Annotated in this window: 22 protein-coding genes, 1 tRNA gene and 1 pseudogene; 15 read left to right on the top strand and 9 right to left on the bottom strand. The window is 64.2% G+C overall.

Annotation, left to right across the window (positions count from 1 at the left end):
- Window positions 1-87: 87 nt before the first annotated feature.
- Entirely contained in the window at window positions 88-921 is an 834-nt protein-coding gene (locus LDJ84_RS10190) for an alpha/beta fold hydrolase (protein ID WP_065327427.1), read from the bottom strand.
- Between the two features lie 256 nt (window positions 922-1,177).
- Here LDJ84_RS10190 and LDJ84_RS10185 point away from each other — a divergent pair, with 256 nt between their 5' ends.
- Window positions 1,178-1,531: a histone-like nucleoid-structuring protein, MvaT/MvaU family gene (locus tag LDJ84_RS10185; RefSeq protein WP_226046296.1), complete on the top strand. Its 354-nt coding sequence runs from the start codon at window positions 1,178-1,180 to the stop codon at window positions 1,529-1,531.
- A 443-nt stretch (window positions 1,532-1,974) separates the two neighbouring features.
- Window positions 1,975-2,199, top strand: a complete 225-nt coding sequence (locus LDJ84_RS10180; protein WP_017516486.1) for a hypothetical protein — start codon at window positions 1,975-1,977, stop codon at window positions 2,197-2,199.
- Window positions 2,200-2,267: 68 nt separating this feature from the next.
- Here the strand turns inward: LDJ84_RS10180 and LDJ84_RS10175 are convergent, their stop codons facing one another.
- Window positions 2,268-2,789 (bottom strand): DUF4946 domain-containing protein, encoded by a 522-nt coding sequence (locus LDJ84_RS10175; RefSeq protein WP_169887454.1) that lies wholly within the window; start codon window positions 2,787-2,789, stop codon window positions 2,268-2,270.
- Window positions 2,790-2,927: 138 nt separating this feature from the next.
- Window positions 2,928-3,004: transfer RNA gene (locus tag LDJ84_RS10170), tRNA-Val, on the bottom strand.
- Window positions 3,005-3,190: 186 nt separating this feature from the next.
- Between LDJ84_RS10170 and LDJ84_RS10165 the strand changes: the two genes are divergently transcribed.
- Complete coding sequence (locus LDJ84_RS10165) at window positions 3,191-4,474, top strand: NAD(P)/FAD-dependent oxidoreductase (protein ID WP_054911130.1); 1,284 nt, start codon at window positions 3,191-3,193, stop codon at window positions 4,472-4,474.
- Between the two features lie 36 nt (window positions 4,475-4,510).
- Here LDJ84_RS10165 and LDJ84_RS10160 read toward each other — a convergent pair whose 3' ends face one another.
- The 5 genes from LDJ84_RS10160 to moaA all read right to left on the bottom strand — a co-directional run bounded on the left by LDJ84_RS10160 (window position 4,511) and on the right by moaA (window position 8,335).
- Complete coding sequence (locus LDJ84_RS10160) at window positions 4,511-5,488, bottom strand: formate/nitrite transporter family protein (RefSeq protein WP_226046295.1); 978 nt, start codon at window positions 5,486-5,488, stop codon at window positions 4,511-4,513.
- An 81-nt stretch (window positions 5,489-5,569) separates the two neighbouring features.
- Complete coding sequence (locus LDJ84_RS10155) at window positions 5,570-6,055, bottom strand: hypothetical protein (protein WP_226046294.1); 486 nt, start codon at window positions 6,053-6,055, stop codon at window positions 5,570-5,572.
- Window positions 6,052-6,387: a low molecular weight protein tyrosine phosphatase family protein gene (locus tag LDJ84_RS10150; RefSeq protein WP_024763156.1), complete on the bottom strand. Its 336-nt coding sequence runs from the start codon at window positions 6,385-6,387 to the stop codon at window positions 6,052-6,054. The genes LDJ84_RS10155 and LDJ84_RS10150 overlap by 4 nt, the downstream gene beginning before the upstream one ends.
- Before the next feature lie 59 nt (window positions 6,388-6,446).
- Window positions 6,447-7,277, bottom strand: a complete 831-nt coding sequence (locus tag LDJ84_RS10145) for a substrate-binding periplasmic protein (RefSeq protein WP_226046293.1) — start codon at window positions 7,275-7,277, stop codon at window positions 6,447-6,449.
- A gap of 62 nt (window positions 7,278-7,339) precedes the next feature.
- Window positions 7,340-8,335, bottom strand: coding sequence for a GTP 3',8-cyclase MoaA (gene moaA, locus LDJ84_RS10140; RefSeq protein ID WP_226046292.1), 996 nt, complete (start codon window positions 8,333-8,335; stop codon window positions 7,340-7,342).
- Between the two features lie 193 nt (window positions 8,336-8,528).
- On the opposite strand from moaA, the gene LDJ84_RS10135 reads away from it, so the two are divergent.
- Complete coding sequence (locus LDJ84_RS10135; protein ID WP_037017082.1) at window positions 8,529-9,182, top strand: TetR/AcrR family transcriptional regulator; 654 nt, start codon at window positions 8,529-8,531, stop codon at window positions 9,180-9,182.
- A gap of 196 nt (window positions 9,183-9,378) precedes the next feature.
- Here the strand turns inward: LDJ84_RS10135 and LDJ84_RS10130 are convergent, their stop codons facing one another.
- Entirely contained in the window at window positions 9,379-9,810 is a 432-nt protein-coding gene (locus LDJ84_RS10130) for a GlcG/HbpS family heme-binding protein (protein WP_024763153.1), read from the bottom strand.
- Between the two features lie 338 nt (window positions 9,811-10,148).
- Here LDJ84_RS10130 and gcl point away from each other — a divergent pair, with 338 nt between their 5' ends.
- From gcl to LDJ84_RS10075, 11 genes and pseudogenes are all read left to right on the top strand, one after another.
- A complete protein-coding gene (gene gcl / locus LDJ84_RS10125) occupies window positions 10,149-11,924 on the top strand; it encodes a glyoxylate carboligase (RefSeq protein WP_037017074.1) in 1,776 nt (591 codons plus the stop codon).
- A gap of 136 nt (window positions 11,925-12,060) precedes the next feature.
- Window positions 12,061-12,843, top strand: a complete 783-nt coding sequence (gene hyi / locus LDJ84_RS10120; RefSeq protein WP_226046291.1) for a hydroxypyruvate isomerase — start codon at window positions 12,061-12,063, stop codon at window positions 12,841-12,843.
- 69 nt (window positions 12,844-12,912) lie between these two features.
- Window positions 12,913-13,803, top strand: coding sequence for a 2-hydroxy-3-oxopropionate reductase (locus LDJ84_RS10115; RefSeq protein WP_024763150.1), 891 nt, complete (start codon window positions 12,913-12,915; stop codon window positions 13,801-13,803).
- A gap of 220 nt (window positions 13,804-14,023) precedes the next feature.
- Window positions 14,024-15,286: pseudogene (locus LDJ84_RS10110) on the top strand (glycerate kinase); the annotation flags it as partial.
- A gap of 271 nt (window positions 15,287-15,557) precedes the next feature.
- A complete protein-coding gene (gene pyk, locus LDJ84_RS10105) occupies window positions 15,558-16,988 on the top strand; it encodes a pyruvate kinase (RefSeq protein WP_226046290.1) in 1,431 nt (476 codons plus the stop codon).
- Window positions 16,989-17,426: 438 nt separating this feature from the next.
- Window positions 17,427-18,341, top strand: coding sequence for an urea transporter (locus LDJ84_RS10100; protein WP_170859721.1), 915 nt, complete (start codon window positions 17,427-17,429; stop codon window positions 18,339-18,341).
- Between the two features lie 32 nt (window positions 18,342-18,373).
- Window positions 18,374-19,210, top strand: a complete 837-nt coding sequence (gene dapF / locus LDJ84_RS10095; protein ID WP_024763146.1) for a diaminopimelate epimerase — start codon at window positions 18,374-18,376, stop codon at window positions 19,208-19,210.
- A gap of 204 nt (window positions 19,211-19,414) precedes the next feature.
- Window positions 19,415-20,659: a serine/threonine transporter SstT gene (sstT, locus tag LDJ84_RS10090; protein WP_226046289.1), complete on the top strand. Its 1,245-nt coding sequence runs from the start codon at window positions 19,415-19,417 to the stop codon at window positions 20,657-20,659.
- 76 nt (window positions 20,660-20,735) lie between these two features.
- Window positions 20,736-21,587, top strand: coding sequence for an ion transporter (locus LDJ84_RS10085; protein WP_084358938.1), 852 nt, complete (start codon window positions 20,736-20,738; stop codon window positions 21,585-21,587).
- 146 nt (window positions 21,588-21,733) lie between these two features.
- Window positions 21,734-23,389: a mucoidy inhibitor MuiA family protein gene (locus LDJ84_RS10080; protein WP_318784719.1), complete on the top strand. Its 1,656-nt coding sequence runs from the start codon at window positions 21,734-21,736 to the stop codon at window positions 23,387-23,389.
- Between the two features lie 188 nt (window positions 23,390-23,577).
- Window positions 23,578-24,576, top strand: coding sequence for a sulfate ABC transporter substrate-binding protein (locus LDJ84_RS10075; RefSeq protein WP_024763142.1), 999 nt, complete (start codon window positions 23,578-23,580; stop codon window positions 24,574-24,576).
- Window positions 24,577-24,642 lie beyond the last annotated feature (66 nt).

The raw sequence follows: 24,642 nt of genomic DNA, 5'->3' as shown, positions 1-24,642 counted from the left end.
CGAAAACCTGATCGCAAACAATAGCGGACAGGGCGCTGGATGTTACTGCAAGTTGCGCAAGCTGACGAGCGCAGAGCCTGACTTCGCTCAGTACTGATCGACAAATTCCAGCACAGCGCGATTGAAGGACGCCGGACGGATCACATTCATGCCATGGGAGGCGCCGGGAATCGTCACCATGCGCGCATCCGCAAGACTGAGTTGCAGCGCCTGGAGGATTCGCGGAAACGGCTCCGGACTTCTGGCTCCGCCGATCAGCAATACTGGCAACTGCAACTGCGATATCGATTCCCGATTAATAGGCGCAGGATGATCGGCAACCTGCCCAACCAAGGTCATGGCATTGGCCGTCGCCATTTCACGAAACTGTGCAGATGACCTCGACCAGACTCCCGCCCCACTGACAGTATCGACAAAGAGCTGCAACCCTCCTTCAACATCTCCCTCGCGAATCATTCCAAGCGCCTGCTGGCGAAACTGATTGCGTTCGACAGGAGATACCGGCGCTTCAATATTTGCTCCAGTGAAGACATTGTCCGCAAAGTCTCCACCTGGATCAGCCAGCGCCAAAGAGAGCAATTTATGCGGAGCCATCAGTGCCACTCGCAAACAGATGTTGCCGCCCCGCGAATGCCCCAGCAGATGGACCGGCGCAGGTAACTGGTCGATCAAGGCGAGAAGATCATCAACATGCTGTTCCGTCGAAAAGCCAATCCCCTGGCCGCCCCATTGCTCCGGGAAATAATGGCGCAAGCTGGGCACGATCACACGGTAACGGGCAGACAAGGCTTCGACCTGTGCCTGCCAATAGCGGTAGTCGCAAAGCGACCCGTGTACCAGCAGCAGGGGCACGCCCTGCCCGGCAACCTGGCACGTCAGTTCATAGTCATTGACCCGGTATTTCACAATCTCGAAATTCATCCAGCACTCACAGGCAACGCACCACAATAAATCACACAGGATTTGCAGGGATTACTCAGCCCGAACGAAACCCAACCACACCCTTTAGCCCGCGCATTATCCCCAATCACTCAATTAATCCACCAACCCTTCATCCGCTGATTACATTTAAAGTGTGTTTTCCCAATCGCAACAATTCATATATTCAGTTGACGCGAACAATCACCAGAACACAGAATCGCCCCGTACAAATCACCCTACATACGGGAGCACCCAGATGTCCAAACTTGCGGAATTCCGCGAAGCCGAGCGCAAACTCCAGGAACAACTCGCCCTGCTCGAGAAACTCAAGAGCGATGGCGGCCTGAAAAAGGAACTGGAGTTCAAGGATCAACTGCAAGCCTTGATGGACCAGTACGGCATGAACCTGCGCAACGTCATCGAGATTCTCGACCCGCAGACTTCCACCGAGCCCGCAGCCGCACAGCCGGCGCGCCGCACTCGCCAACTGAAGATCTACAAGAACCCGCACAATGGCGAGACCATCGAGACCAAGGGCGCCAACCACAAGACCCTGAAAGCCTGGAAACAACAGTACGGTGGCGACACCGTGGAATCCTGGCTGCAGTGAGTCCGATTATTCCGCGGAGCGCTCCCGCTCCGCGGAATCTCTCACCTTCCCAGAAGGAACTGACCGGCGGCTGTATAAAAACTAGCCATCGTTAGCAGAAATCCTTATAATCCCCTCAGCGAAAACCAAACCCAAGGTCGCCCCTCCCAGCACTCCCTACCTGATCCAGGGCAGAAGCTGGGGTCCACAGGGCCACGGCCAGCGCATCCTCCGCATCGATTCCAGAGCACGCCAACCGTGCCAGGAATGCTTGCCCGAGCGACCAGCGCCCCACGTCAAATCACCTGCAATTACCCAACACCGCAGACTGACGCGAACCGACCCCCAAGTTTCCAATCGCTGCCATATTCCGGTCATACGTTTTCTGCATTCTCAGATCGCAACCGGAGCTTTTGACGATTTCGACGGTCATAGGACCGTTACCTATTTGGAAAGACAAGACAATGAAAACCTCCCCGCAAATCCTGGAGGCGATTGGCACCCTCTCGGCGGCCTTCGCCCCTCTGAACTGCGTCATCCAGGCCAAGCGCAAGCATGGCTTCAGCTTCACCCTGGTCAACGAGCATGGCATCGCCAAGCACACCGAACGCCTCTACCCCCAGCAATACCAGGGCGAGGCGCCGCTGAACGCGGTGATCCAGCGAGTGCAAGCCACCATCGCTGCCTGAGCCCGGAATCGAAAAAGCCCCGCATGAGCGGGGCTTTTGCTTTTCTGCCATCCATATAAAGGAAGAAGTCAGCGCAGGCTGATGCCCGCCTTCACCGTCTCGATCTCCTGCAGCAATTCCGCATAGCGCTGCGCAGGCGCCGCATAGGTCAATGAATAGGCCGCACCATCACCCAGCGCCACCTGCACGGTCTGCTTGAGCACTTCAGTGCCGTTCTGGCTGATCCCGCAATGCACCTCCAGACCCTCCAGACCACCAAGCAGAGTATCCAACGGCTTGCTGCAAGCCGCCTGGAAGCCCTGGCGCATGAAGTCCTTCTGCAACGCCTTGCGCATCTCGACGATGACATTCTCGGCACTGACCGTGACGCCGGAGCCGAGCCGACTGCGCGTGACCTCCATGACCAGGTCTTGAGAACCGTCTTCAGCCAAGCGCACGCCGCGTTGACGAACCACCGGCGCGTCCGCTGCCGCATCAACCGGCGAGCGCGACACTTCCCAACCCTGCGGCCAGATCACCTGCATTTCCGCCAGCGCCGGCAACGGCACCAAGAGCGCACCGAACAACAACCAGGATCGCAGACCGAGCATCACCACCTCCGACCATCAGCCAGGAGAAAACATAGCAGGCGCGCCACCACCCCTGCAGAGAAGCCACTTTCCTAAAGACAAACAAAAAGGGCGATCCTTTCGGATCGCCCTTTCTGAAATCGCCGAAGCGATTATGTTTGGTAGGCACAATTGGACTCGAACCAACGACCCCCACCATGTCAAGGTGGTGCTCTAACCAACTGAGCTATGTGCCTGTCGTGTGGGGCGCATTCTACGCGATCGTTTTCACCGGTCAAGCACTTTTTTCAGCTAAGCCACTGAAAAAGTGAATTTTTTTATGTTCGACCGTCCGTAAATTATTTTGCACGGGCACTAGCCGGCCAGATTCGACTCAGGTAGCATCCGCACATCTCGTAAAAAATAACAAACACAGGTGCATTATGCCGCACACTTCCTACCCCTCTTCCTATTACGCAGCTTCGGCCAACCCGGTCCCGGCCCGTCCTGAACTGCAGGGCGAGGTGGAAACCGATGTCTGCGTGATCGGCGCTGGCTACACCGGCCTGTCGACCGCCCTGTTCCTGCTGGAAAACGGTTTCAAGGTCACCGTACTGGAAGCCGCCAAGGTTGGCTTCGGTGCGTCGGGCCGTAACGGCGGCCAGATCGTCAATAGCTATAGCCGCGACATCGACGTCATCGAGCGCTCCGTTGGCGCCAAGCAGGCCAAGCTGCTGGGCGACATGGCCTTCGAAGGCGGCCGCATCATTCGCGAGCGTATCGCCAAGTACAACATCCAGTGCGACCTGAAGGACGGCGGCGTGTTCGCAGCCCTCAGCGCCAAGCAGATGGGCCACCTGGAGTCGCAGAAAAAGCTGTGGGAGCGCTTCGGCCACACCCAGCTGGAACTGATGGACGCCAAGCGCATCCGCGAAGTCGTGGGCACCGACAGCTATGTCGGCGGTATGCTCGACATGAGCGGCGGCCACATCCACCCGCTGAACCTCGCCCTGGGCGAAGCCGCAGCCGTGGAATCCCTGGGCGGCGTGATCCACGAGCAGTCCCCTGCCGTGAAGATCGACCGTGGCGCCAACCCGGTCGTGCACACCCCGAAGGGCCGCGTGAAAGCCAAGTTCATCGTGGTAGCCGGTAACGCCTACCTTGGCGGCCTGGTGCCGGAGCTGGCTTCCAAGTCCATGCCGTGCGGCACCCAGGTGATCACCACCGAGCCGCTGAGCGCCGACCTGGCCAAGTCCCTGCTGCCGACCGACTACTGCGTCGAGGACTGCAACTACCTGCTCGACTACTACCGCCTGACCGGCGACAACCGCCTGATCTTCGGTGGCGGCGTGGTCTACGGTGCGCGCGATCCGTCGAACATCGAGGCGATCATTCGTCCGAAGATGCTGAAGGTCTTCCCGCAGCTGAAGGACGTGAAGATCGACTTCGCCTGGACCGGCAACTTCCTGCTGACCCTCTCGCGTCTGCCGCAGGTTGGCCGCATCGGCGACAACATCTATTACTCCCAGGGCTGCTCCGGCCACGGCGTGACCTACACCCACCTGGCAGGCAAACTGCTGGCCGAGGTGCTGCGTGGCCAGGCCGAACGTTTCGACGCCTTCGCCACCCTGCCGCACTACCCCTTCCCGGGTGGTCGCATGTTCCAGGTTCCGTTCTCCGCGATCGGCGCCTGGTACTACACCATGCGCGACAAGCTGGGCATCTGACGCCTCGCTTCAAACCGCACGAAGAAAAACGGCGCCTCAGGGCGCCGTTTTCTTTTTCGGGACTTTTTCCGGCGGCGATGAGGTATCGCTGCGAACCTGGGCGTGGCTCATCAAGGCAAAGATCAGGCTGCCGCCGACGATATTGCCCACCAGCGTGGGCAACGCGAAGTCGACGACGAACGCCGCCAGCCCGACCTCCCCGGCAAACATCAGGTAACCCACTTCGCAGGTGCCGACCACGATGTGGCTGAAACTGCCCAGCGCCATCAGGTAGGTGACCAGGAAAATGATCCACACCTTGGCGTTCTCCGCCGCCGGCACCAGCCAGACCATGGTGGCGATCATCCAGCCAGAGACGATGCCCTTGGAAAACATCTGCCAATGGTCGTTCTCCATGACCTCGCGGCCGATCTCCAGGAAAGCCTGATCCACCTTGGTATCGAAGATCGGCAAGTGCAGCATGCCGTAGGCGAACAGCAGCGCACCGACGATGTTGCCCGCCAACACTACCGACCACAGCCGCAGGAGCTGCCCGAACTTCTCCAGCGTCGGCTCGCTCATGACCGGCAATACCGCCGTCAGGGTGTTCTCGGTGAACAGTTGCTGGCGCGCAAGAATGATTGCCAGAAAGCCCACCGGATACCCGAGGCTGGTGGTGATCACTGCCATGTCGTGATCGGGCAGACGCGCGCGGAACATCCCCATGGCCATCAGCGACAAGCCGATGGTCAGGCCGGCGGCCAGCGCCGACCACCAGAGCGCCGCCAGGGTGCGCTCCAGTTCGTGGTTGCCTTGCAAGCGTATGACTTCGTGCAACACCAGTGCGCGCGGCGGCTGGCTCTTCTCGACCTTGCGACGCTCTTCGGCAGAGAGATCGTCCGCGGTATCACTGCCCGCCTTCGATTCCCTGGCCTGGGTGCCTGGTGCGGTCTTGCGCGTTGCGGCAGAGTCGCTGCCTTTGCTACGCGGTCGCGACTGGGCTGCGCCGCGAGCGGGCGGTTTTTCGGTGGCCATGCGGAGCACCTCGCTGGGACAGTGCAGATTTAGGCTGCGACCGCTGCGCTTCGGTTCCGGAAATCTTGGGGTGCGCCGAAATCAGGAAGTCGGCTCGATCCGCAGCCGGCGCCAGTCCGTGTCCAGATGGCCGAGGTAGACGCAGCCGTGCCCACGGGGAAAGAGAATGTGCTCGGGGCCGATCCCCGGCCCCTCAAGACGCAGCAGGCGCCCCCAGGGATGATGACTGACGCGCCCGCGCACGTCCTCGACCGCCCCGCCGCGCCACCAATGGATGGCGGCCTCGGCATCCTCCACACCTTCGGGCTGCACGATGCGCACAGGCTCATCACGCCAGCCGATCACCCGCTGCGGATCGAACCCCGCCTGCTGCGCAAGCGGCACCGGCACAATCCACAACGCGCCGTCGCGCTCTTCCAGCAACACGGCCAGCTCGCACCATTGCGGCTGCTCCAGCGCCCAGAGCAGGTCGCCATCGATCTCCAGCGAAGGCTCGGGCTGGGCCTGGATACGGAACCCCGGGCAGACCAGCACTGCATCCCGGAGCGCAATACGGACTTCGCTCACGCCTGAGCCTGCCGCAGGAAAGGCCCGACCTTGTGCTCGAGAATCCGCACCAGCTCCGGTTGCAGGTAGCCGTAGTCATCGGGGATATCCAGGCATACCAGGCGCTTGCCGCGCATCGCCATGGGGAATCGGCGCAGCAGCGCCTGTCGCTGCCTGCGCTCCATGACGAACACCAGATCAGCCCACTCCAACTGCTCGACGCCCAGCAGAACCTCCGCGTCCTGCGCCAACCCAGCGGAGTCGGTCTCGACCTCCGGCCAGTTGGCGAAGACAGCTTCGGCAGTGGGACTGCGCAAGCGGTTGCGGCTACAGATGAACAAAGCGCGGCGCACTTCATCCTCCCTACGGCTGGCGCGCAAACGACAGCGGCGATTCTAGGGAAGATGGAGGATCAGGGCGACTTCTGTTTCGCTTTCTGCCGCTCGAGGAAATCCACCTTCCACTGCTCGACGCCCAGATGCTCGGAGTCCAGGCTCGCCTCGACGCCGTACTTGGCCTTGAGCGCTGCGACTTCCTTGGCATGGTCGACGAGGAAGCGGTCGAAGCGCTGGATGAGGTCGCCCTGCCTCACCGTGGACAGGTGGAACGCGCTGCGGGTATGCGGTAGCGAAGGATCGAACACCAGCGCACCGGGCTTGGCACGAATGTTGTCCAGGTAGTAAGTGGCGACCACCACGTTGAAGTAGGCGCCGTCGGCCTGCCTCTTCAGCGCGGTATGAACCATCTGCCGAAGGTCGGCGCTGGGCGCCAGGCTGATCTGCCCGGCCTGGATCGGCGCCTCGTAGCCCCGCGGCGTCCAGCCTTCCACCAGCGCCAGCCGCTTCAGCGCGCCGATGCCCTGCCCCAGGCGCTCCGGCGCAACCAGCACGCCATCGACGTACTGCGTCACCGACTGGCTATAGCGCAGGGTCTTGCCGGCCTTCTGCTCCGGAGCCCAGTCGGGGTTATCGGGATACTTGAGATCGACCTCTCCGGAAAGCAGCGCCGGCAGCAGCGCGTCCACCGGTAGCGGACGGTACTCGAGACTGATGCCGCTGCTGCTGGCGAACAGATCCAGCACATCGCGGGCGAAGCCCTGGTAATTGCCCTGGGCATCGGTGCTGTAGTGCGGAGCGAAGGGAAGGTTCTCGACGCCGACCACGTAGGTCTGCGCCACGACAGGAGCGGAAATGACGGGGGACAGGATGCTGGCGAGCGCCCAGCAGAAGGCCTTGAGCTTCAAACGACTCTCCTTGTGACGTGTTGTTGTTCTATCGGCAGGTCAGGCAACCCGCCGTGGCGGACTCAGCCGCCGGTCATGCTCATGAAGCGCAGCACCTGTACTTGCTGATCCGCTTCGAAATGGTGGCGCTCAGGCTTGAGTTGCAGCGCGCGCATCAGCGCCTCGCGCAGGCGCACGCTGTCGCCGGGGTGTTCGCGCAGCAGTTGGCGCAGGTCCAGCGCGCCTTCATGGCCAAGGCAGAGCACCAGCTTGCCTTCGGCGGTCACCCGCACCCGATTGCAGTCGCCACAGAAGTTATGGCTGTGGGGGGAGATGAATCCAATGCGGCTGGGGTAGCCGTCGATGCGGTAGTAGCGCGAAGGCCCGCCGCTGCGCTCGGGCGTGGGCAGCAACTGCCAGCGTTCGGCGAGCTGCGCGCGGACTTCGTCGCTGCTGCAAAGCGTCTGCTTGCGTTCATGGCTGCTGACGCTGCCCAGAGGCATCTCTTCGATGAAGCTGATGTCGATGCCCTTGGCCAGGGCAAACTCCACCAGGTCGCAGACCTCGTCGTCGTTGCGGCCCTTCTGCACCACGGCATTGAGCTTGATGCGCTCGAAGCCGGCCTCGCGGGCGGCGTCGATACCGTCGAGCACCTGCTCCAGCCTGTCGGAACGGGTGAAGGCGGCGAAGCGCTCGCGGCGCAGGGAGTCGAGGCTGATGTTCAGGCGGCGCACACCCGCCGCTCGCAGCTCAACGGCGCGCTCACGCAGTTGCGAGCCATTGGTGGTGATGGAGAGGTCTTCCAGTTCCGGCCGCGCGCCCAGCCTGGCCAGCAGGCCGGTCAGCCCCTTGCGCACCAGCGGCTCGCCGCCGGTGATACGGATGCGCTTCACACCCAGGCCGATGAAGGCGTCGGCGACGGCTTCGAGCTCCTCCAGGCTCAATACCTGGTCGCGCGGCAGGAACTGCATGTCTTCGCTCATGCAGTAGGTGCAGCGGAAGTCGCAGCGGTCGGTGACCGACAGGCGCAGGTAGGTGATGCGTCGACCGAAGGGGTCGACCAACTGGGAATCGGACATTGGGGTTCCGGATGGCAGGTGCCGAACGAAAGTGCGCTAGAAATACCGCAGAACCTTGCCGCTGTACACAAAAAACCGACCCATGAGTCAGGAAAATGCGTACAAGCGCCTGAGTTGAGGGCTTCCGGAGCCCGGTGCTACCATGCCCGGCTTATATTTGGTGACCACGCAATACAAGAAAGAAGACCAGCCAATGACCAGCATTCGCGAGCGTAACCGGCGCCTGATCCTGCGCGCAGCCAGCGAGGAGTTCGCCGAGAAGGGGTTCGCGGCGACCAAGACCAGCGACATCGCCGCTCGCGCCGGGCTGCCCAAGCCCAACGTCTACTACTACTTCCAGTCCAAGGAAAACCTCTACCGCAGCGTGCTGGAAAGCGTGGTGGAACCCTTGCTGCAGGCGTCCGCGCCGTTCCGCGAGGACGACGAGCCGAGCGAAGCACTGCGCGCCTACATCCGCTCCAAGGTGAAGATTTCCCAGGAGTTGCCGCACGCCTCGAAGGTATTCGCCAGCGAGCTGATGCACGGAGCACCGCACCTGCCCAAGGAATACCTGGAGGAACTGAACGCCCAGGCCCAGCGCAACATCGCCTGCCTGCAGAGCTGGATCGACCGCGGCCTGCTGGCACCGGTGGACCCGCACCACCTGCTGTTCACCATCTGGGCGGCAACGCAGACCTATGCCGATTTCGACTGGCAGATCTCCATGGTCACCGGCAAGACCAGCCTGAGCGATGCGGATTTCGAGGCGGCCACCGAGACCATCACTCGCCTGGTGCTGCGCGGCACCGCGCCGGACAACGGCAGCGAGCCGAAGGCGCAGGGGCGTTTGCGGCCGCTCTCGATCTAAGCGTTTTCAACCGTTGCAGCATGGGTATCGCTTCGCTCCACCCATCCTACTGGCACCCCGGAAACGCGTAGGAGCGAGCTTGCTCGCGATCCCGCTTCACACCTGAAACGACCGGTGTTAATGGAGGTTCGCGAGCAAGCTCGCTCCTACAAGTTCGCCCAGGCGCACGACGAACGCGCGCCCTTCCCGTCTTCGATCAGCCCGCGTCCGCGACCAGGCCCAGCGCCTGAACGCCGCGGATAGCGCACTGCTCATCGATATCCGACACATCGCCGCTGATGCCGATGGCGCCGATCACTTCATTGGCCGAATTGCGGATCAGCACGCCCCCCGGCGCCGGCACCACGTTGCCCTGCGCCAGCGTATTCACTGCCGCAATGAACGAGGGGCGCTGCTGAGCGTCCGCCGCCAGCACGCGCGACGACTTGCCCAGCGCCACCGCCCCCCACGCCTTGCCGATGGCGATCTGCGGGCGAAGCATGCTCGCGCCATCCTCGCGCTGCAGGCTCAACAGATGCCCGCCAGCGTCCAGCACAGCGATGGTCAGCGGCGCAGTGGACAGCTCGCGGCTGGCGACCAGGGCGTGACGGGTGATGTCCAGTGCGGTTTCCAGGCTCAGGGTGGTCATGAGGTTTTCCTCTTCAAGGGTGATAAGCCGGATCACGCTGTGCGCACCGATAAATGCTGCACACACGCGTATCAGAAATCTGTACGCAATCTAGTAGCCGAAGGTCTCACCCAAAGCAACTGAAAAGGACAATATGCATCTATTTTTGTATACATTTTTTCAAACGATAGTTTGACCCTGCGTTCAGGTTTTCTCGGAAACCAGCGCAGCAGAAGGCCTTCAGTGAAAAATGACCGTTTAGTCCATCGTATACAACCCGTCTTGACCTTCGTCGAATTGCCTGCCTAGAATCGCCTCAACTTTTGTACACAATCAGTATAAGAACCGAGGAACAAAATATGGCCAGAATGAGAGCAATCGAGGCTGCCGTACTCGTCATGCGTCGCGAAGGTGTCGATACCGCCTTCGGCGTACCGGGCGCCGCCATCAACCCCATGTACGCGGCCATGAAGAAACTCGGTGGCATCGATCACGTCCTGGCCCGCCACGTGGAAGGCGCCTCGCACATGGCCGAGGGCTACACCCGCACCAACGCCGGCAACATCGGCGTGTGCATCGGCACCTCCGGCCCGGCCGGCACCGACATGGTCACCGGCCTGTACTCGGCTTCCGCCGACTCCATCCCGATTCTCTGCATCACCGGCCAGGCTCCCCGTGCGCGCATGCACAAGGAAGACTTCCAGGCCGTGGACATCACCAGCATCGTCAAGCCGGTCACCAAGTGGGCGACCACCGTGCTGGAGCCGGGCCAGGTGCCCTACGCCTTCCAGAAGGCCTTCTTCGAAATGCGCAGCGGCCGTCCCGGCCCAGTGCTGATCGACCTGCCGTTCGACGTGCAGATGGCCGAGATCGAGTTCGACATCGACGCCTACGAGCCGCTGGCGGTCAACAAGCCCAAGGCCACCCGCGCCCAGGCCGAAAAAGCCCTGGCCCTGCTCAATGATGCCGAGCGTCCGCTGATCTGCGCCGGCGGCGGCATCATCAACGCCGACGCATCCGCCAAGCTGGTGGAATTCGCCGAGCTGACCGGCGTGCCGGTAGTCCCGACCCTGATGGGCTGGGGCACCATCCCCGACGATCACCCGCTGATGGCCGGCATGTGCGGCCTGCAGACCTCGCACCGCTACGGCAACGCCACCGTCCTGGAGTCGGACATGGTGTTCGGCATCGGCAACCGCTGGGCCAACCGTCACACCGGTTCGGTCGACGTCTACACCGCTGGCCGCAAGTTCGTCCACGTGGACATCGAACCGACCCAGATCGGCCGCGTATTCACCCCGGACCTGGGCATCGTCTCCGACGCCGGCTCCGCCCTGGACGTGTTCCTGGAAGTGGCCCGCGAATGGAAAGCCGCCGGCAAGCTCAAGGACCGCAGCGCCTGGGTCGAATCCTGCCGCGAGCGCAAGCGCACCATGCAGCGCAAGACCCACTTCGACAACGTGCCGGTCAAGCCGCAGCGCGTCTACGAAGAGATGAACGAGTTCTTCGGCAAGGACACCTGCTACGTCAGCACCATCGGTCTGTCACAGATCGCCGGCGCGCAGTTCCTGCACGTGTACAAGCCGCGCCACTGGATCAACTGCGGCCAGGCCGGCCCGCTGGGCTGGACCATTCCGGCAGCGCTGGGCGTGGTCAAGGCCGACCCGAGCCGCCAGGTCGTCGCACTGTCGGGCGACTATGACTTCCAGTTCATGATCGAAGAGCTGGCCGCCGGCGCGCAGTTCAACCTGCCGTACATCCACGTGCTGGTGAACAACTCCTACCTGGGCCTGATCCGCCAGGCGCAGCGCGGTTTCGAGATCGACTACTGCGTGCAGCTGGCGTTCGAGAACGTCAACGCGCCGGAGCTCAACGGTTATGGCGTCGACCACGTCGCCGTGGTGGAAGGTCTGGGTTGCAAGGCGATCCGCGTATCCGACCCGAACCAGATCGGCGCGGCCTTCGCCCAGGCCCGCGAGCTGATGCAGCAGCACCGTGTACCGGTGGTGGTCGAGGTCATCCTGGAGCGTGTCACCAACATCTCCATGGGCACCGAGATCAACGCGGTCAACGAGTTCGAAGAGCTGGCCCTGAAAGGCGTCGACGCGCCGACGGCCATCTCGCTGCTCGACTGATTAGTCGGAGCGAACGACTCCTCCCTGCGGGGAGGAGCTGGGGGTGGACATTTCCTGGCGGGGAGTCCCCCACCCCCAGCTCTCTCTAAAGAAGAAGCCGAGCACCACGCACCACCCGTTCAACAGGAGTGACCCCATGCCCCGTTTCTGCGCCAACCTGTCCATGCTGTTCACCGAGGTGGACTTCCTCGACCGCTTCGACGCCGCCGCACGCGCCGGTTTCAGCGGTGTCGAATACCTGTTCCCGTATGACGTCGAGGCCGAGGTGATCAAGGCCCGCCTGGACGCCAACCAGCTCGAGCAAGTGCTGTTCAACCTTCCGGCGGGCGATTGGTCGAAAGGCGAACGCGGCATCGCCTGCCACCCGGACCGCGTCGAGGAATTCCGCGCCGGCGTCGACAAGGCCATCGCCTACGCCAAGGTGCTGGGCAACACCCAGGTCAACTGCCTGGCCGGCATCCGTCCGCAGGGTCATGACTGCGCGACCATCGAAAATACCTTCCTGAACAACCTGGAGTACGCGGCGGGCAAGCTCGAAGCCGCGGGCATCAAGCTGGTCATGGAAATGATCAACACCCTCGACATTCCCGGCTTCTACCTGCAGACCACCCAGCAGGCCCAGGACATCCGCGAGAAGGTCGGCAGCGCCAACCTGTTCCTGCAGTACGACATCTACCACATGCAGATCATGGAAGGTGACCTGGCGCGGACGCTGGAGAAGAACCTCGCCTCGATCAACCACGTGCAGCTGGCCGACAACCCCGGCCGCCACGAACCGGGCACCGGCGAGATCAACTACCGCTTCCTGTTCGACCACCTGGACCGCATCGGCTACCGCGGCTGGGTCGGCTGCGAATACAAGCCCAAGACCACCACCGAAGCCGGCCTTGGCTGGCTGAAGAGCCACAACGTCATCTGATTCGCCGGCTGGCGCGGTAGGTACGCACCGCGCCAGCCAGCCTAACAAGAACAACCAGGAGAATTCCTCATGGCCAAAATCGGATTCATCGGCACCGGCATCATGGGCCTGCCCATGGCGCAGAACCTGCAGAAAGCCGGTCACCAGATCTTCGTTTCCACCCACCACGATGCAGCGCCTGCCGCCCTGGTCGAAGCCGGCGCCATCGGCCTGGCCAATCCCAAGGAAGTGGCCCAGGAAGCCGAGTTCATCATCGTGATGGTCCCGGACACCCCGCAGGTCGAAGACGTGCTGTTCCGCAAGGACGGCATCGCCGAGGGCGTGGGCCCGAACAAGGTGGTGATCGACATGAGCTCGATCTCCCCCACCGCCACCAAGACCTTCGCCGAGAAGATCAAGGCCACCGGCGCGCAGTACCTGGACGCCCCGGTTTCCGGCGGTGAAGTCGGCGCCAAGGCCGCGTCCCTGAGCATCATGGTCGGCGGCTGCCCGAATACCTTCGAACGCGCCCTGCCGCTGTTCCAGGCCATGGGCAAGAACATCACCCGCGTCGGCGGCAATGGCGATGGCCAGACCGCCAAGGTGGCCAACCAGATCATCGTCGCCCTGAACATCCAGGCCGTTGCCGAAGCCCTGCTGTTCGCCGCCAAGAATGGCGCGGACCCGGCCAAGGTGCGTGAAGCGCTGATGGGCGGCTTCGCCTCCTCGCGCATCCTCGAAGTGCACGGCGACCGCATGGTCAAGGGCACCTTCGATCCGGGCTTCCGCATCAGCCTGCACCAGAAGGACCTCAACCTGGCCCTGGCCGGCGCGCGCGAACTGGGCCTGAACCTGCCCAACACCGCCAACGCCCAGCAAGTGTTCAGCACCTGCGCGGCCATCGGCGGCAGCAACTGGGACCACTCCGGCCTGATCAAGGGCCTGGAGCACATGGCCAACTTCTCCATCCGCAAGGATTGAGAGGCGGCGGATAACGCCACGGCGTTATCCGCCAGCAAGAGCAAGGTGACGGGCGAGGTTATGGGAGTGGCGTCGCCCGCCATGCTGCAAAGCGACTCGAACACCCGGCCGTTGGGAATCACGGCCTTGCCGGCCGGGGCGTTCGAATCCATCGCTGAGTCTCCTTTGCCAAGGAGATTGAGCCATGGATACACCACAACAAGAATCACGGGAGTCTGTCATGAGCCTGGACCCACGCGCCTTCCTGCGCGAGCTGTTCGACACCGCCATTGCCGCTGCGCATCCGGCCCAGGTACTGGCGCAGCACCTGCCCACCGATAAAGGTGGCCGCACCATCGTCATCGGCGCCGGCAAGGCCGCCGGGGCCATGGCCGAAGTCGCCGAGAAGCACTGGAACGGCCAGGTCGAAGGCCTGGTCGTCGCGCCCTACGGCTACGGCGCGCAGTGCCGCAGCATCGAAGTGGTGGAGGCCTCGCACCCGGTACCGGACGACGCCGGCGAGCGCGTTGCGCGTCGAGTGCTGGAGCTGATCAGCGGCCTGACCGAAAGCGACCGGGTGATCTTCCTGCTCTCCGGCGGCGGCTCTGCCCTGCTCGCCCTGCCGGCCGAAGGCATCAGCCTCGACGACAAGCGCAGCGTGAACAAGGCACTGCTGAAATCCGGCGCGGCCATCAGCGAAATGAACTGCGTGCGCAAGCACCTCTCGGCCATCAAGGGCGGCCGTCTGGCCCGCGCCTGCTGGCCGGCCAGCGTGTACACCTACGCGATTTCCGACGTGCCCGGCGACGAGGCCACGGTGATCGCCTCCGGCCCCACCGTAGGCGACCCGACCACCTCCGCCGACGCCCTGGCGATCCTCAAGCGCTATGCCATCGACATCCCGGCGAACGTGCGCGCGTGGCTGGAAGACCCGCGTTCGGAAACGGTAAAGCCCGGTGACGAATGCCTGTCGCGCAGCCACTTCAAGCTGATCGCCACACCCCAGCATGCCATCGACGCGGTGGCTGCCAAGGCCGAAGCCGCTGGCATCCCCACGCTGATCCTGGGCGACCTGGAAGGCGAGTCCCGCGAAGTGGCCAAGGTCCACGCCGGCATCGCCCGGCAGGTTCGCAAGTACGGCCAGCCGCTGAAGGCGCCGTGCCTGATCCTCTCCGGTGGCGAGACCACCGTGACCGTGCGCGGCAATGGCCGCGGCGGACGCAACGCCGAGTTTCTCCTCAGCCTCACCGCCGACCTGAAAGGTGAACCGAACATCTGGGCCCTGGCGGGGGACACCGACGGCATCGACGGCATGGAAAGCAACGCCGGTGCCCTGATGAGCCCGTGCAGCTACAGCCGTGCCGCCAAGGCCGGCCTGAACCCGCTGCACGAGCTCGACAACAACAACGGCTACGGCTTCTTCGCCGAACTGGGCGACCTGGTGATCACCAGGCCGACCCGCACCAACGTCAACGACTTCCGCGCCATCCTGGTCCTCGAGAATACAGGCTCGAATCAGGTGATTTCGTCGGCCGCGACGGAGGCCAGCTTGTCGCAGGGCGAGGCGCGAGGAGAGAGATTTGGTGATTCCAAATGACCGACGAGCAACGCTGCACTGCGACAAGCTGGCCCCGTCCCTTCGGGTTGCGTGTCAGCGTTCGCCATGCGTCGTTGCGGAATTTGCGAAGGGAACGCCATTAGCTGCATTCCGCGTCTAGCCTGGCGAACGCTGACCCAGCAACGCGGCCACGAAATCACCTGATTCGAGCCTGATTATGACTCCTGACAAGAAAGTAAAAATCCTCGCGACCCTGGGCCCGGCGATCAAAAGCCGCGACGACATCCGCGCATTGGTGGAAGCCGGCGCCAACCTGTTCCGCCTGAACTTCAGCCACGGCGAGTACAGCGACCACGCCCAGCGTTTCGCCTGGGTGCGCGAAGTGGAAGCCGAACTGAACTACCCCATCGGCATCCTCATGGACCTGCAAGGGCCGAAGCTGCGCGTGGGCCGTTTCGCCGAGGGCGCCGTCCAGCTGGAGAAGGGCCAGACCTTCACCCTCGACCTCAACGACGCACCGGGCGACCAGCAGCGCGTCACCCTGCCCCACCCGGAAATCATCCAGGCGCTGGAACCGGGCATGAGCCTGCTGCTGGACGACGGCAAGATTCGCCTGCAGGTGCTCAACGCCCACAGCGATGCCATCGAAACCCGCGTGATGAACAGCGGCGAGCTGTCCGACCGCAAGGGCGTCAACGTCCCGGAAGCGGTGCTCAAGCTCAGCCCGCTGACCGCCAAGGACCGCCGTGATCTGGCCTTCGGCCTGGAGCTGGGCGTGGACTGGGTGGCGCTGTCCTTCGTGCAGCGTCCCGAAGACATCGAGGAAGCCCGCGCGCTGATCGGCGACAAGGCGTTCCTCATGGCCAAGATCGAGAAGCCTTCGGCGGTGCAGTCCATCGAAGCCATCGCCCGCCTGTCCGACGCGATCATGGTCGCCCGTGGCGACCTCGGCGTGGAGATGCCGGCCGAGAGCGTGCCGGGCATCCAGAAGCGCATCATCCAGGTCTGCCGCCAGCTCGGCCGCCCGGTGGTAGTGGCGACGCAGATGCTCGAATCCATGCGCTTCTCCCCGGCGCCGACCCGTGCCGAGGTGACCGACGTCGCCAACGCCGTCAGCGAAGGCGCCGACTGCGTGATGCTCAGCGCCGAAAGCGCCTCGGGCCAGTACCCGCGCGAAGCGGTGGAGATGATGGCGAAGATCATCCGCCAGGTCGAAGCCGAGCCGGACTACCAGGCGACGCTGGAGATCAACCGCCCGGAACCGGACGCCACCGTCTCCGACGCCATCAGCTGCGCGATCCGCCGGATCAGCCGCATCCTGCCGGTGGCGGTGCTGGTGAACTACACCGAGTCCGGCGCCTCGACCCTGCGCGCCTCCCGCGAGCGGCCCAAGGCACCGATCCTCAGCCTCACCCCGCAACTCAAATCCGCCCGCCGCCTGACCGTGGCCTGGGGTGTCCATTCGGTGGTCAACGCGCAGCTCGCCCATGTCGACGAGATCTGCTCCACCGCCCTGGACATCGCCCTGGCCCAACGCATGGCACGCCGTGGCGACACCGTGGTGATCACCGCTGGCGTGCCCTTCGGCCAGCCGGGCAGCACCAACATGCTGCGGATCGAGACGGTGGCGCCGGCACTGGAAGCTTGATGCAAGCCTGAGCCCCCTCTCCCCAACCCTGGCTGGGGAGAGGGAAGCGAGCTGACAGGAGAAACACCGAGTTCAGGAGCCACGCCAACGCGCGTGCCTCCGCACCGAGTCACTCCCGGACGGACGGGGCCGGGAATACGGGGCCGCGTCCCCGTCCGTCCGGGTTTGACCTTGCTACTGCGTGCTTCAGCAGCAGAAACATGAGCACCGAATGCTTGTCGGTCCATGGCCCCCACGCAGCAACTCCCAATGCTGGTCATGGAACTTTGAGGTTGTTGGCGGCGATCCCGCCGGCAGCCTCTTTTCTTTTTCCAACCCCGTGGCGCGGCCCCGTATGGCGGCGTCACAGAATGCTCACGCACTGCTCGTCGATGGGGCCTCGATGCTCCACACCTAGCGAAGCGCTGCGGAGCCTCATTTAACCTGCCCTGTACCCACATGCACCTGAATCCTCTCTCCAGGAAACATCCGCTGCGCACCCGGCTGATCGGCTTCGGCCAGATCTACCTGCAGGCTGACGCACGCTTCGGCCTGATCCTGCTGCTGACCATCGCCTGGTCCGCACCGCAGCTGCTGCCCGGCGCCTTGCTGGGCGCCCTGCTCGGCCCGCTCACCGCGCGCTTCGTGCGCGAGCCGCAGGCGGACATCGACGCCGGCCTGCACGACTACAACCCGATCCTCATCGGCCTGCTGCTGCCCTTCGTATTCCAGTGGTCGCTGGGGCTGGTGATGCTGACCATCGCCGCCATCCTCACCTCGGTGGCGGTGCAGGCCGTGCTATTGCGGCAGTCACGCCAGCGCTTCGGCCTGCCGGCCTATACCTCGGCCTTCGTGCTGCTGGGCTGGGTGTCGGTGACGCTGGGCAAGGCCCTTGGCTTCGCGCCAGCGGCCGCGACCGCCTGCCTGTCCTGCGGCACGGTGAACCCGTTGCTGGACTCGACGACGCAGGGCTTCGGCGAGGTGATCTTCCTCGGTGAACCGCTCGCCGGCCTGACCATCGCCCTCGGCCTGCTGCTGGCGGATCGTCGCGCCGCGTTCTGGGCGCTGCTCGGCGCCGCAGGCGCCTTGGCCATCGCGCCGCTGCTCGGCCTGCCGGCCGCCTCCGCTCAGGCCGGACTGCTCGGGCTGAACGGCGCGCTGGCCGGGATCGCCCTGTCGCTGCGCTTCCGCAGCCCCCTGGCGCCACTATGCGGCATCCTCCTGGCGGTGCTGCTGCAACCCTGCTTCGCGCTGGTCGGCCTGCCCGCCTTCACCGCGCCCTTCATCCTCGCCTGCTGGCTGGTGATTCTCGGCCAGCGCGTGCTGGATGCGCTGCTGAGCCAGGGCACGGAACACACCGGGCCGCGTGTATAGTCGGAGTTTTCCACTGGCGACGGACCGCGACCATGCACTTCGTGAAATACCAGGCACTGGGCAATGACTATCTGGTGTACGCCGGCAAAGCGCCCTTTACCCTGACGCCGGCGCAGATCGGCCGGGTCTGCGACCGCCACTTCGGCATCGGCTCCGACGGCATCCTGCTGGCGAATCACAGCGACAGCGCCTTCGGCCTGCGCATCCTCAATCCGGACGGCTCGGAAGCGGAGAAGAGCGGCAACGGCCTGCGCATTTTCTCCCGCTACCTGTGGGATTGCGGATTGGTCGCAGACCAGCCGTTCGACGTCGTCACCGCCGGCGGTACGGTCACCAGCCAGGTATTCGACGAGGGTCGCACCGTCGAGGTATCCATGGGCCGCGCCGAGTTCGCCTGTGCAAGGATTCCGGTGCGGGTCGATGCCCCCGAGGCGCTGGGCTATCCACTGGAAATCGACGGCGTCGCGCTGGAGATCAACGCCGTTTCCATGGGTAATCCGCACTGCGTGGTCTTCGTCGAACAGACCAGCCCCGAACTGGCACGCCGCCTCGGTCCGCTGCTGGAAAATCATCCGCTGTTCCCCCGGCGCAGCAACGTGCAGTTCGTCCAGTGGCTCGCCCGCGACGCGCTACGCGTCGAAATCTGGGAGCGCGGCGCCGGCTACACGCTGTCCTCCGGCACCAGCAGTTGCGCGGCGGCCGCAGTGGCACGCCGGCTGGGGCTGTGCGATGAGCACATCGACCTGCACCTGGCTGGCGGCCGCCTGGAAATCCGTGTCGCTGATGACTTTCAGGTCACCATGCGTGGCGCCGTGCAACGGGTCGCCGCCGTCGACCTGGACCCGGAAACCTTCGCCGACCTGCGCTGAATTCCCGTTATTGCCAAGGCGACCGGCATGGATCAATGCCGGCGCGCGCGCAGCCGTCCAGACTGCGACCTGACACCTGAAGAAGCACAACCTGACCGATCAATCGACGGGTAGCCGCGCATTTGCCGACTCCAGACGGCATAATCCGCGCCCTTGCGCATCCGGCCACGGGTGCGTCCCCTCATTCACGCAGCGAACGATGTCATGACGCTTCCCACTCCCACCCTCCTGCAGCGGCTCAAGGGCACCAGCCTGGTCCTGCGGATCTTCATCGGCATGCTCTGCGGCATCGCCCTCGCCCTGCTCTGGCCGCAAGGCGCACAGGCGGTCGGCCTGCTCGGCAAGCTGTTCATCTCCGCGCTGAAGGCCGTGGCGCCGATCCTGGTGCTGGTACTGGTGATGGCCTCCATCGCCAACCACAAGCAGGGCCAGCGCACCCATATCCGGCCGATCCTGGTGCTCTACCTGATCGGCACCTTCTCCGCCGCGGTGGTCGCGGTGATCGCCAGCTTCGCCTTCCCGTCGAACCTGGTACTGCATGCGCCCAGCAGCGAACTGGCACCGCCCGGCGGTATTGGCGAAGTGCTGCGCTCGCTGCTGTTCAGCGTCACCACCAACCCGGTGAAGGCGCTGCTGGAGGCGGACTTCATCGCCATCCTGGCCTGGGCCATCGGCCTGGGGATCGCCCTGCGCCACGCCCGCCAGACCACCCGCGACCTGCTGGATGACATGGCCAACGGCGTCACCCTGATCGTTCGCGTCGTCATCGCCTTCGCCCCGCTGGGCATCTTCGGCCTGGTGGCCGGCACCATCGCCGAATCCGGCTTCGACGCCTTGCTCGGCTACCTGCACCTGCTGGCCGTGCTGCTGGGCTGCATGCTGTTCGTGGCGCTGGTGGTCAACCCGCTGATCGTCTTCGCCAAGATCCGTCGCAACCCTTACCCGCTGGTGCTGATGTGCCTGCGCGAGAGCGGCATCACCGCCTTCTTCACGCGCAGCTCGGCGGCCAACATCCCGGTCAACCTGCAACTGTGCGAGCGCCTGGGCCTGCACGAGGACACCTACTCGGTGTCGATCCCGCTGGGCGCGACCATCAACATGGCCGGCGCCGCCATCACCATCAGCGTGCTGACCCTGGCGGCTGTGCATACCCTCGGCATCGCCGTGGACCTGCCCACCGCCATCCTGCTCAGCGTGGTCGCCTCGGTCTGCGCCTGCGGCGCTTCCGGCGTGGCCGGCGGCTCGCTGCTGCTGATCCCGCTGGCCTGCGGCCTGTTCGGCATATCCAGCGAGATTGCGATGCAGGTGGTGGCGGTCGGCTTCATCATCGGCATCCTCCAGGACTCGGCCGAAACCGCGCTGAACTCCTCCACCGACGTGCTGTTCACCGCCGCGGCCTGCATGGCCGAAGGCGACGTGGACGAGCAGCAGGCGACCGAGCGCGCCTGATCCTCCCGGCGGGGCGGCATCAGCCGCCCCGCCACATCTCGGCTAAGGTGACTGAACCCGTTCCGCGGATTCATCCATGGCCGACCCCCAAAGCTGGCGCCAGCGCCTCTACGTCATCATCTTCCAGTCCGACACGGTCGCCGGCCGGCGCTTCGACAGCGCGCTGCTGATCGTCATCCTCGCCAGCCTGCTGGTGGTGGTCCTCGACAGCGTCGACGAGATCAGCAACGCCTACGGCGGCCTGCTCAGCGACATCGAGTGGGTGATCAACGGCCTGTTCCTGATCGAATACCTGCTACGCCTGTACTGCTCGCCCAAGCCCCTGCGCTATGCCCTGAGCTTCTACGGGCTGGTCGACCTGCTGGCGGTGCTGCCGGGGGTGATCGCCATCTTCTACCCCAACGCCCAGTATCTGCTGGTGATCCGTATCGTGCGGGTGCTGCGCATCTTCCGCATCCTCAAGCTGCGCCAGTACCTGCGCCAGGCCGACTTCCTGCTCACCGCCCTGCGCGGCAGCCGGCAGAAGATCACGGTGTTCTTCGTCTCGGTGATGAGCCTGGTGACGGTGTTCGGCTCGCTGATGTACGTGGTCGAAGGCCCCGAGCACGGCTTCACCAGCATCCCCCGCGGCATCTACTGGGCCATCGTCACCCTGACCACCGTGGGCTTCGGCGACATCACCCCGAAGACGCCGCTGGGCCAGGCCATCGCCAGCCTGGTGATGCTCACCGGCTACTCGATCATCGCCGTGCCCACCGGCATCTTCAGCGCCGAACTGCACAACGCCATGCGCCAGGAACGCCCGCCAGGGCAACTGGACAAGCCTTGCCCGGCCTGCGCCAAGGCCAGCCACGAGGCCGAAGCGGCGTTCTGCTCGCGCTGCGGCAACGCGCTGTTCCCAAGGGCGGATGACACTGCCAGGGGCTGACCCAGGTAACCGTTCGTCGCCCATCGCGGCATGAATTCACCCAGTCTCAACCCGTTGCCTGCGCCCCCTTCGTCACAAGCGCCATGGACGGACGCCATGGTGGCGTTCCGCAGTGTCGGTCGCCTTCCAGGCCCCGAGGTGAGCACATGCCCTTTCGACTCCATCCACTGATCCTCGCCATGACCGGTGCGCTGGCCAGCACCTCGCTGCTGGCCGCGCCGCAGGTGGCCGACAGCCGCATCAGCGCGGTGACCGTCTATACCGACCGCGCCATCGTCACCCGCACCGCCACCCTGCAACTGCCCGCCGGCCAGCACGAGATCGCCCTGGAGCAGTTGCCCCTGCGCATCGATGACAACAGCCTGCAGGCCTCGCTCAGCGCCAGCGCCGCCGCGACCCTGCTCGACGTCAGCAGCGCGCCGCAGGTTTCACCGCCCTCCGAGGACAACCGCCTGCAACAGCTGGACGCGCAACTGCGCGACCTCGAACGGCAGGAGCGCGAGATCAGCGACCGCGGCAGCGTGCTGGAAAACCAGAAGCAGTTCCTCGCCGACATCCAGGCCAGCAGCACCAAGCCGGGCAAGAACCAGGCACTGCCGAGCATCGACGAACTGAAGAACCTGCTGCAGATGAGCGAAGGCAACCTGGGCCGCATCCTCGACGAGCAGCGCAAGCTCGACCAGCAGGGCGAGGAACTGCAGCAACGCAAGCAGGAACTGGAGAACCAGCGCAGCCACCTGGCCGGCGACGGCACCCACTACAAGCGGGCCATCCTGCGCGTGGCACTGGAGAAGCCGGCACAAGTCCAGCTGCAGCTCAACTACACGCTCTACGATGCCTCCTGGCGCCCGGCCTACGACGCCCGTCTGCGCGACGGTGAGGACAAGATCGAATTGACCTACCAGGGCATAGTCCGGCAGAGCAGCGGCGAGGACTGGACGGACGTCGACCTCACCCTGTCCACCGCTCGCCCCAACCTGGGCAGCAGCGTGCCGGCGCTGTCGCCATGGTTCGTCGACACCTTCGATCCACGCACGGTAATGCCCGCCCGCCCCGCTCCAGCACCGGCCGCACCGATGATGGCGATGGAAGCGAAGAAGGCCCAGCGCTTCGTCGCGGACGAACAGGCCGTGGCCGGTTCGCTGGCGGAAATGCCTGTCGCCGTCGCCGACGTCAGCGGTGCTACCACCAGCGCCTCCTTCCATATCCCGACCCGCGCCACGCTCAACAGCGATGGCAGCTCGCAGAAGGTTTCCATCGCCCAGTTCAAGCTGCCGGCGACCTTCCGCTACCTGGCCACGCCATCACTGCGCGAAGCCGCGTACCTGCAGGCCGATACCCGCAATACCAGCGACTACCCACTGTTGCCCGGGCCCCTCAACACCTACCTGGGCAATACCTTCGTCGCCAGCGGCCAGTTGCGCGCGGTGATGCCGGGCGAGACCTTCGAGCTGGCCCTGGGCGGCGACGAAGCGATGTCGATCAAGCGCAAGCTGGTCAACCGCTACACCGATTACACCGGCCTCACCGGCGGCCGCAAGCGCGTCACCTACGAGTTCCGCATCGACGCGCAGAACAACCACAAGACCGAGCAGCGCCTGCAGTTCAAGGACCAGCTGCCGATCTCGCGCAACGAGCAGATCAAGGTCGCCCTGCTGGAGCCCGAAGGCCAGGAGGCCAGGCGCGAAGACGACGGCAAGTTGCTGTGGGACTGGCAACTGAAACCGGGCGAGAAACGCAGTACCACCCTCAAGTTCAGCGTCGAGTATCCCAAGGAGCTGGAAGTCAGCGGGCTGGAATGACGACTGCCGGAGCAGCCCTTGCCCGGCCGGCCTGCTAGGCTGCCGGGCAACTTTCCTCTTCGTGGCATGCGCAACAGCGCGGCGCGGGAAACGGCTCGCCGCATAAGCAAATAGCCTTTAAGTATTTAATTGCCATATAACCTGTCGGCATAATCGACGCCCAACAACACTGCCAAAAGGAACTGCTCGTGAAACGTCTGTTCAGCGCCTCGCTGCTGGCCGCCGGCCTTGCCCTGGCCTCCGCCGCCCAGGCCGCCCAGCCCCTGCTCAACGTCTCCTACGACGTGATGCGCGACTTCTACAAGGACTACAACGCCGCCTTCCAGAAACACTGGCAGGCCGAAAAAGGCGAGAAGATCACCATCCAGATGTCCCACGGCGGTTCCAGCAAGCAGGCCCGCGCAGTGATCGACGGCCTGCCGGCCGACGTCATCACCATGAACCAGGCCACCGACATCGACGCCCTGGCCGACAATGGCGGCCTGGTGCCGAAGGACTGGGCAACCCGCCTGCCGAACAACAGCGCGCCTTTCACCTCCGCCACCGTGTTCATCGTGCGCAAGGGCAACCCGAAGGGCCTGAAGGACTGGGACGACCTGGTGAAGCCGGGTATCCAGGTCGTGGTGCCGAACCCGAAGACCTCGGGCAACGGCCGCTACACCTACCTCTCTGCCTGGGGCTACGCGCAGAAGCACGGCGCCGATGAAGCCAAGGCCAAGGAATTCGTCGCCCAGCTGTTCAAGAACGTCCCGGTGCTGGACACCGGCGGCCGCGCAGCGACCACCACCTTCATGCAGAACCAGATCGGCGACGTGCTGGTGACCTTCGAGAACGAAGCCGAGATGATCGCCCGCGAGTTCGGCCGTGGCGGCTTCGAAGTGGTCTACCCGAGCGTCTCCGCCGAAGCCGAGCCGCCGGTGGCGGTGGTCGACAAGGTGGTCGACAAGAAAGGCACCCGCGCCGAAGCCGAGGCCTACCTGAAGTACCTGTGGTCCGACGAAGGCCAGACCATCGCGGCGAACAACTACCTGCGCCCGCGCAACCCGGAAGTACTGGCCAAGTTCTCCGACCGCTTCCCGAAGGTGGACTTCTTCTCCGTGGTGAAGACCTTCGGCGACTGGCGCACCGTGCAGAAGACGCACTTCGCCGACGGCGGCGTGTTCGACCAGATCTATACCCCGAACTGATCCATCGGGACGCCAAAGACAAAAGCCGGAGCTGCCCAGCAGCTCCGGCTTTTTTCATGCTCCGTT

Origin of the sequence: Pseudomonas sp. HS-18 (assembly GCF_020401845.1) — a bacterium.
Lineage (GTDB): Bacteria > Pseudomonadota > Gammaproteobacteria > Pseudomonadales > Pseudomonadaceae > Pseudomonas > Pseudomonas nitroreducens.
Note: the sequence above shows the minus strand (reverse complement) of the source record. Positions and strands in the feature narration are given on the sequence as shown.

Excerpts from the sequence above, each read along its gene's own strand:
- LDJ84_RS10190 (WP_065327427.1), bottom strand. The coding sequence starts at position 921 with ATGAATTTCGAGATTGTGAAATACCGGGTCAATGACTATGAACTGACG.
- LDJ84_RS10185 (WP_226046296.1), top strand. The coding sequence starts at position 1,178 with ATGTCCAAACTTGCGGAATTCCGCGAAGCCGAGCGCAAACTCCAGGAA.
- LDJ84_RS10180 (WP_017516486.1), top strand. The coding sequence starts at position 1,975 with ATGAAAACCTCCCCGCAAATCCTGGAGGCGATTGGCACCCTCTCGGCG.
- LDJ84_RS10175 (WP_169887454.1), bottom strand. The coding sequence starts at position 2,789 with ATGCTCGGTCTGCGATCCTGGTTGTTGTTCGGTGCGCTCTTGGTGCCG.
- LDJ84_RS10165 (WP_054911130.1), top strand. The coding sequence starts at position 3,191 with ATGCCGCACACTTCCTACCCCTCTTCCTATTACGCAGCTTCGGCCAAC.
- LDJ84_RS10160 (WP_226046295.1), bottom strand. The coding sequence starts at position 5,488 with ATGGCCACCGAAAAACCGCCCGCTCGCGGCGCAGCCCAGTCGCGACCG.
- moaA (WP_226046292.1), bottom strand. The coding sequence starts at position 8,335 with ATGTCCGATTCCCAGTTGGTCGACCCCTTCGGTCGACGCATCACCTAC.
- LDJ84_RS10135 (WP_037017082.1), top strand. The coding sequence starts at position 8,529 with ATGACCAGCATTCGCGAGCGTAACCGGCGCCTGATCCTGCGCGCAGCC.
- LDJ84_RS10130 (WP_024763153.1), bottom strand. The coding sequence starts at position 9,810 with ATGACCACCCTGAGCCTGGAAACCGCACTGGACATCACCCGTCACGCC.
- gcl (WP_037017074.1), top strand. The coding sequence starts at position 10,149 with ATGGCCAGAATGAGAGCAATCGAGGCTGCCGTACTCGTCATGCGTCGC.
- hyi (WP_226046291.1), top strand. The coding sequence starts at position 12,061 with ATGCCCCGTTTCTGCGCCAACCTGTCCATGCTGTTCACCGAGGTGGAC.
- LDJ84_RS10115 (WP_024763150.1), top strand. The coding sequence starts at position 12,913 with ATGGCCAAAATCGGATTCATCGGCACCGGCATCATGGGCCTGCCCATG.
- pyk (WP_226046290.1), top strand. The coding sequence starts at position 15,558 with ATGACTCCTGACAAGAAAGTAAAAATCCTCGCGACCCTGGGCCCGGCG.
- LDJ84_RS10100 (WP_170859721.1), top strand. The coding sequence starts at position 17,427 with ATGCACCTGAATCCTCTCTCCAGGAAACATCCGCTGCGCACCCGGCTG.
- dapF (WP_024763146.1), top strand. The coding sequence starts at position 18,374 with ATGCACTTCGTGAAATACCAGGCACTGGGCAATGACTATCTGGTGTAC.
- sstT (WP_226046289.1), top strand. The coding sequence starts at position 19,415 with ATGACGCTTCCCACTCCCACCCTCCTGCAGCGGCTCAAGGGCACCAGC.
- LDJ84_RS10085 (WP_084358938.1), top strand. The coding sequence starts at position 20,736 with ATGGCCGACCCCCAAAGCTGGCGCCAGCGCCTCTACGTCATCATCTTC.
- LDJ84_RS10080 (WP_318784719.1), top strand. The coding sequence starts at position 21,734 with ATGCCCTTTCGACTCCATCCACTGATCCTCGCCATGACCGGTGCGCTG.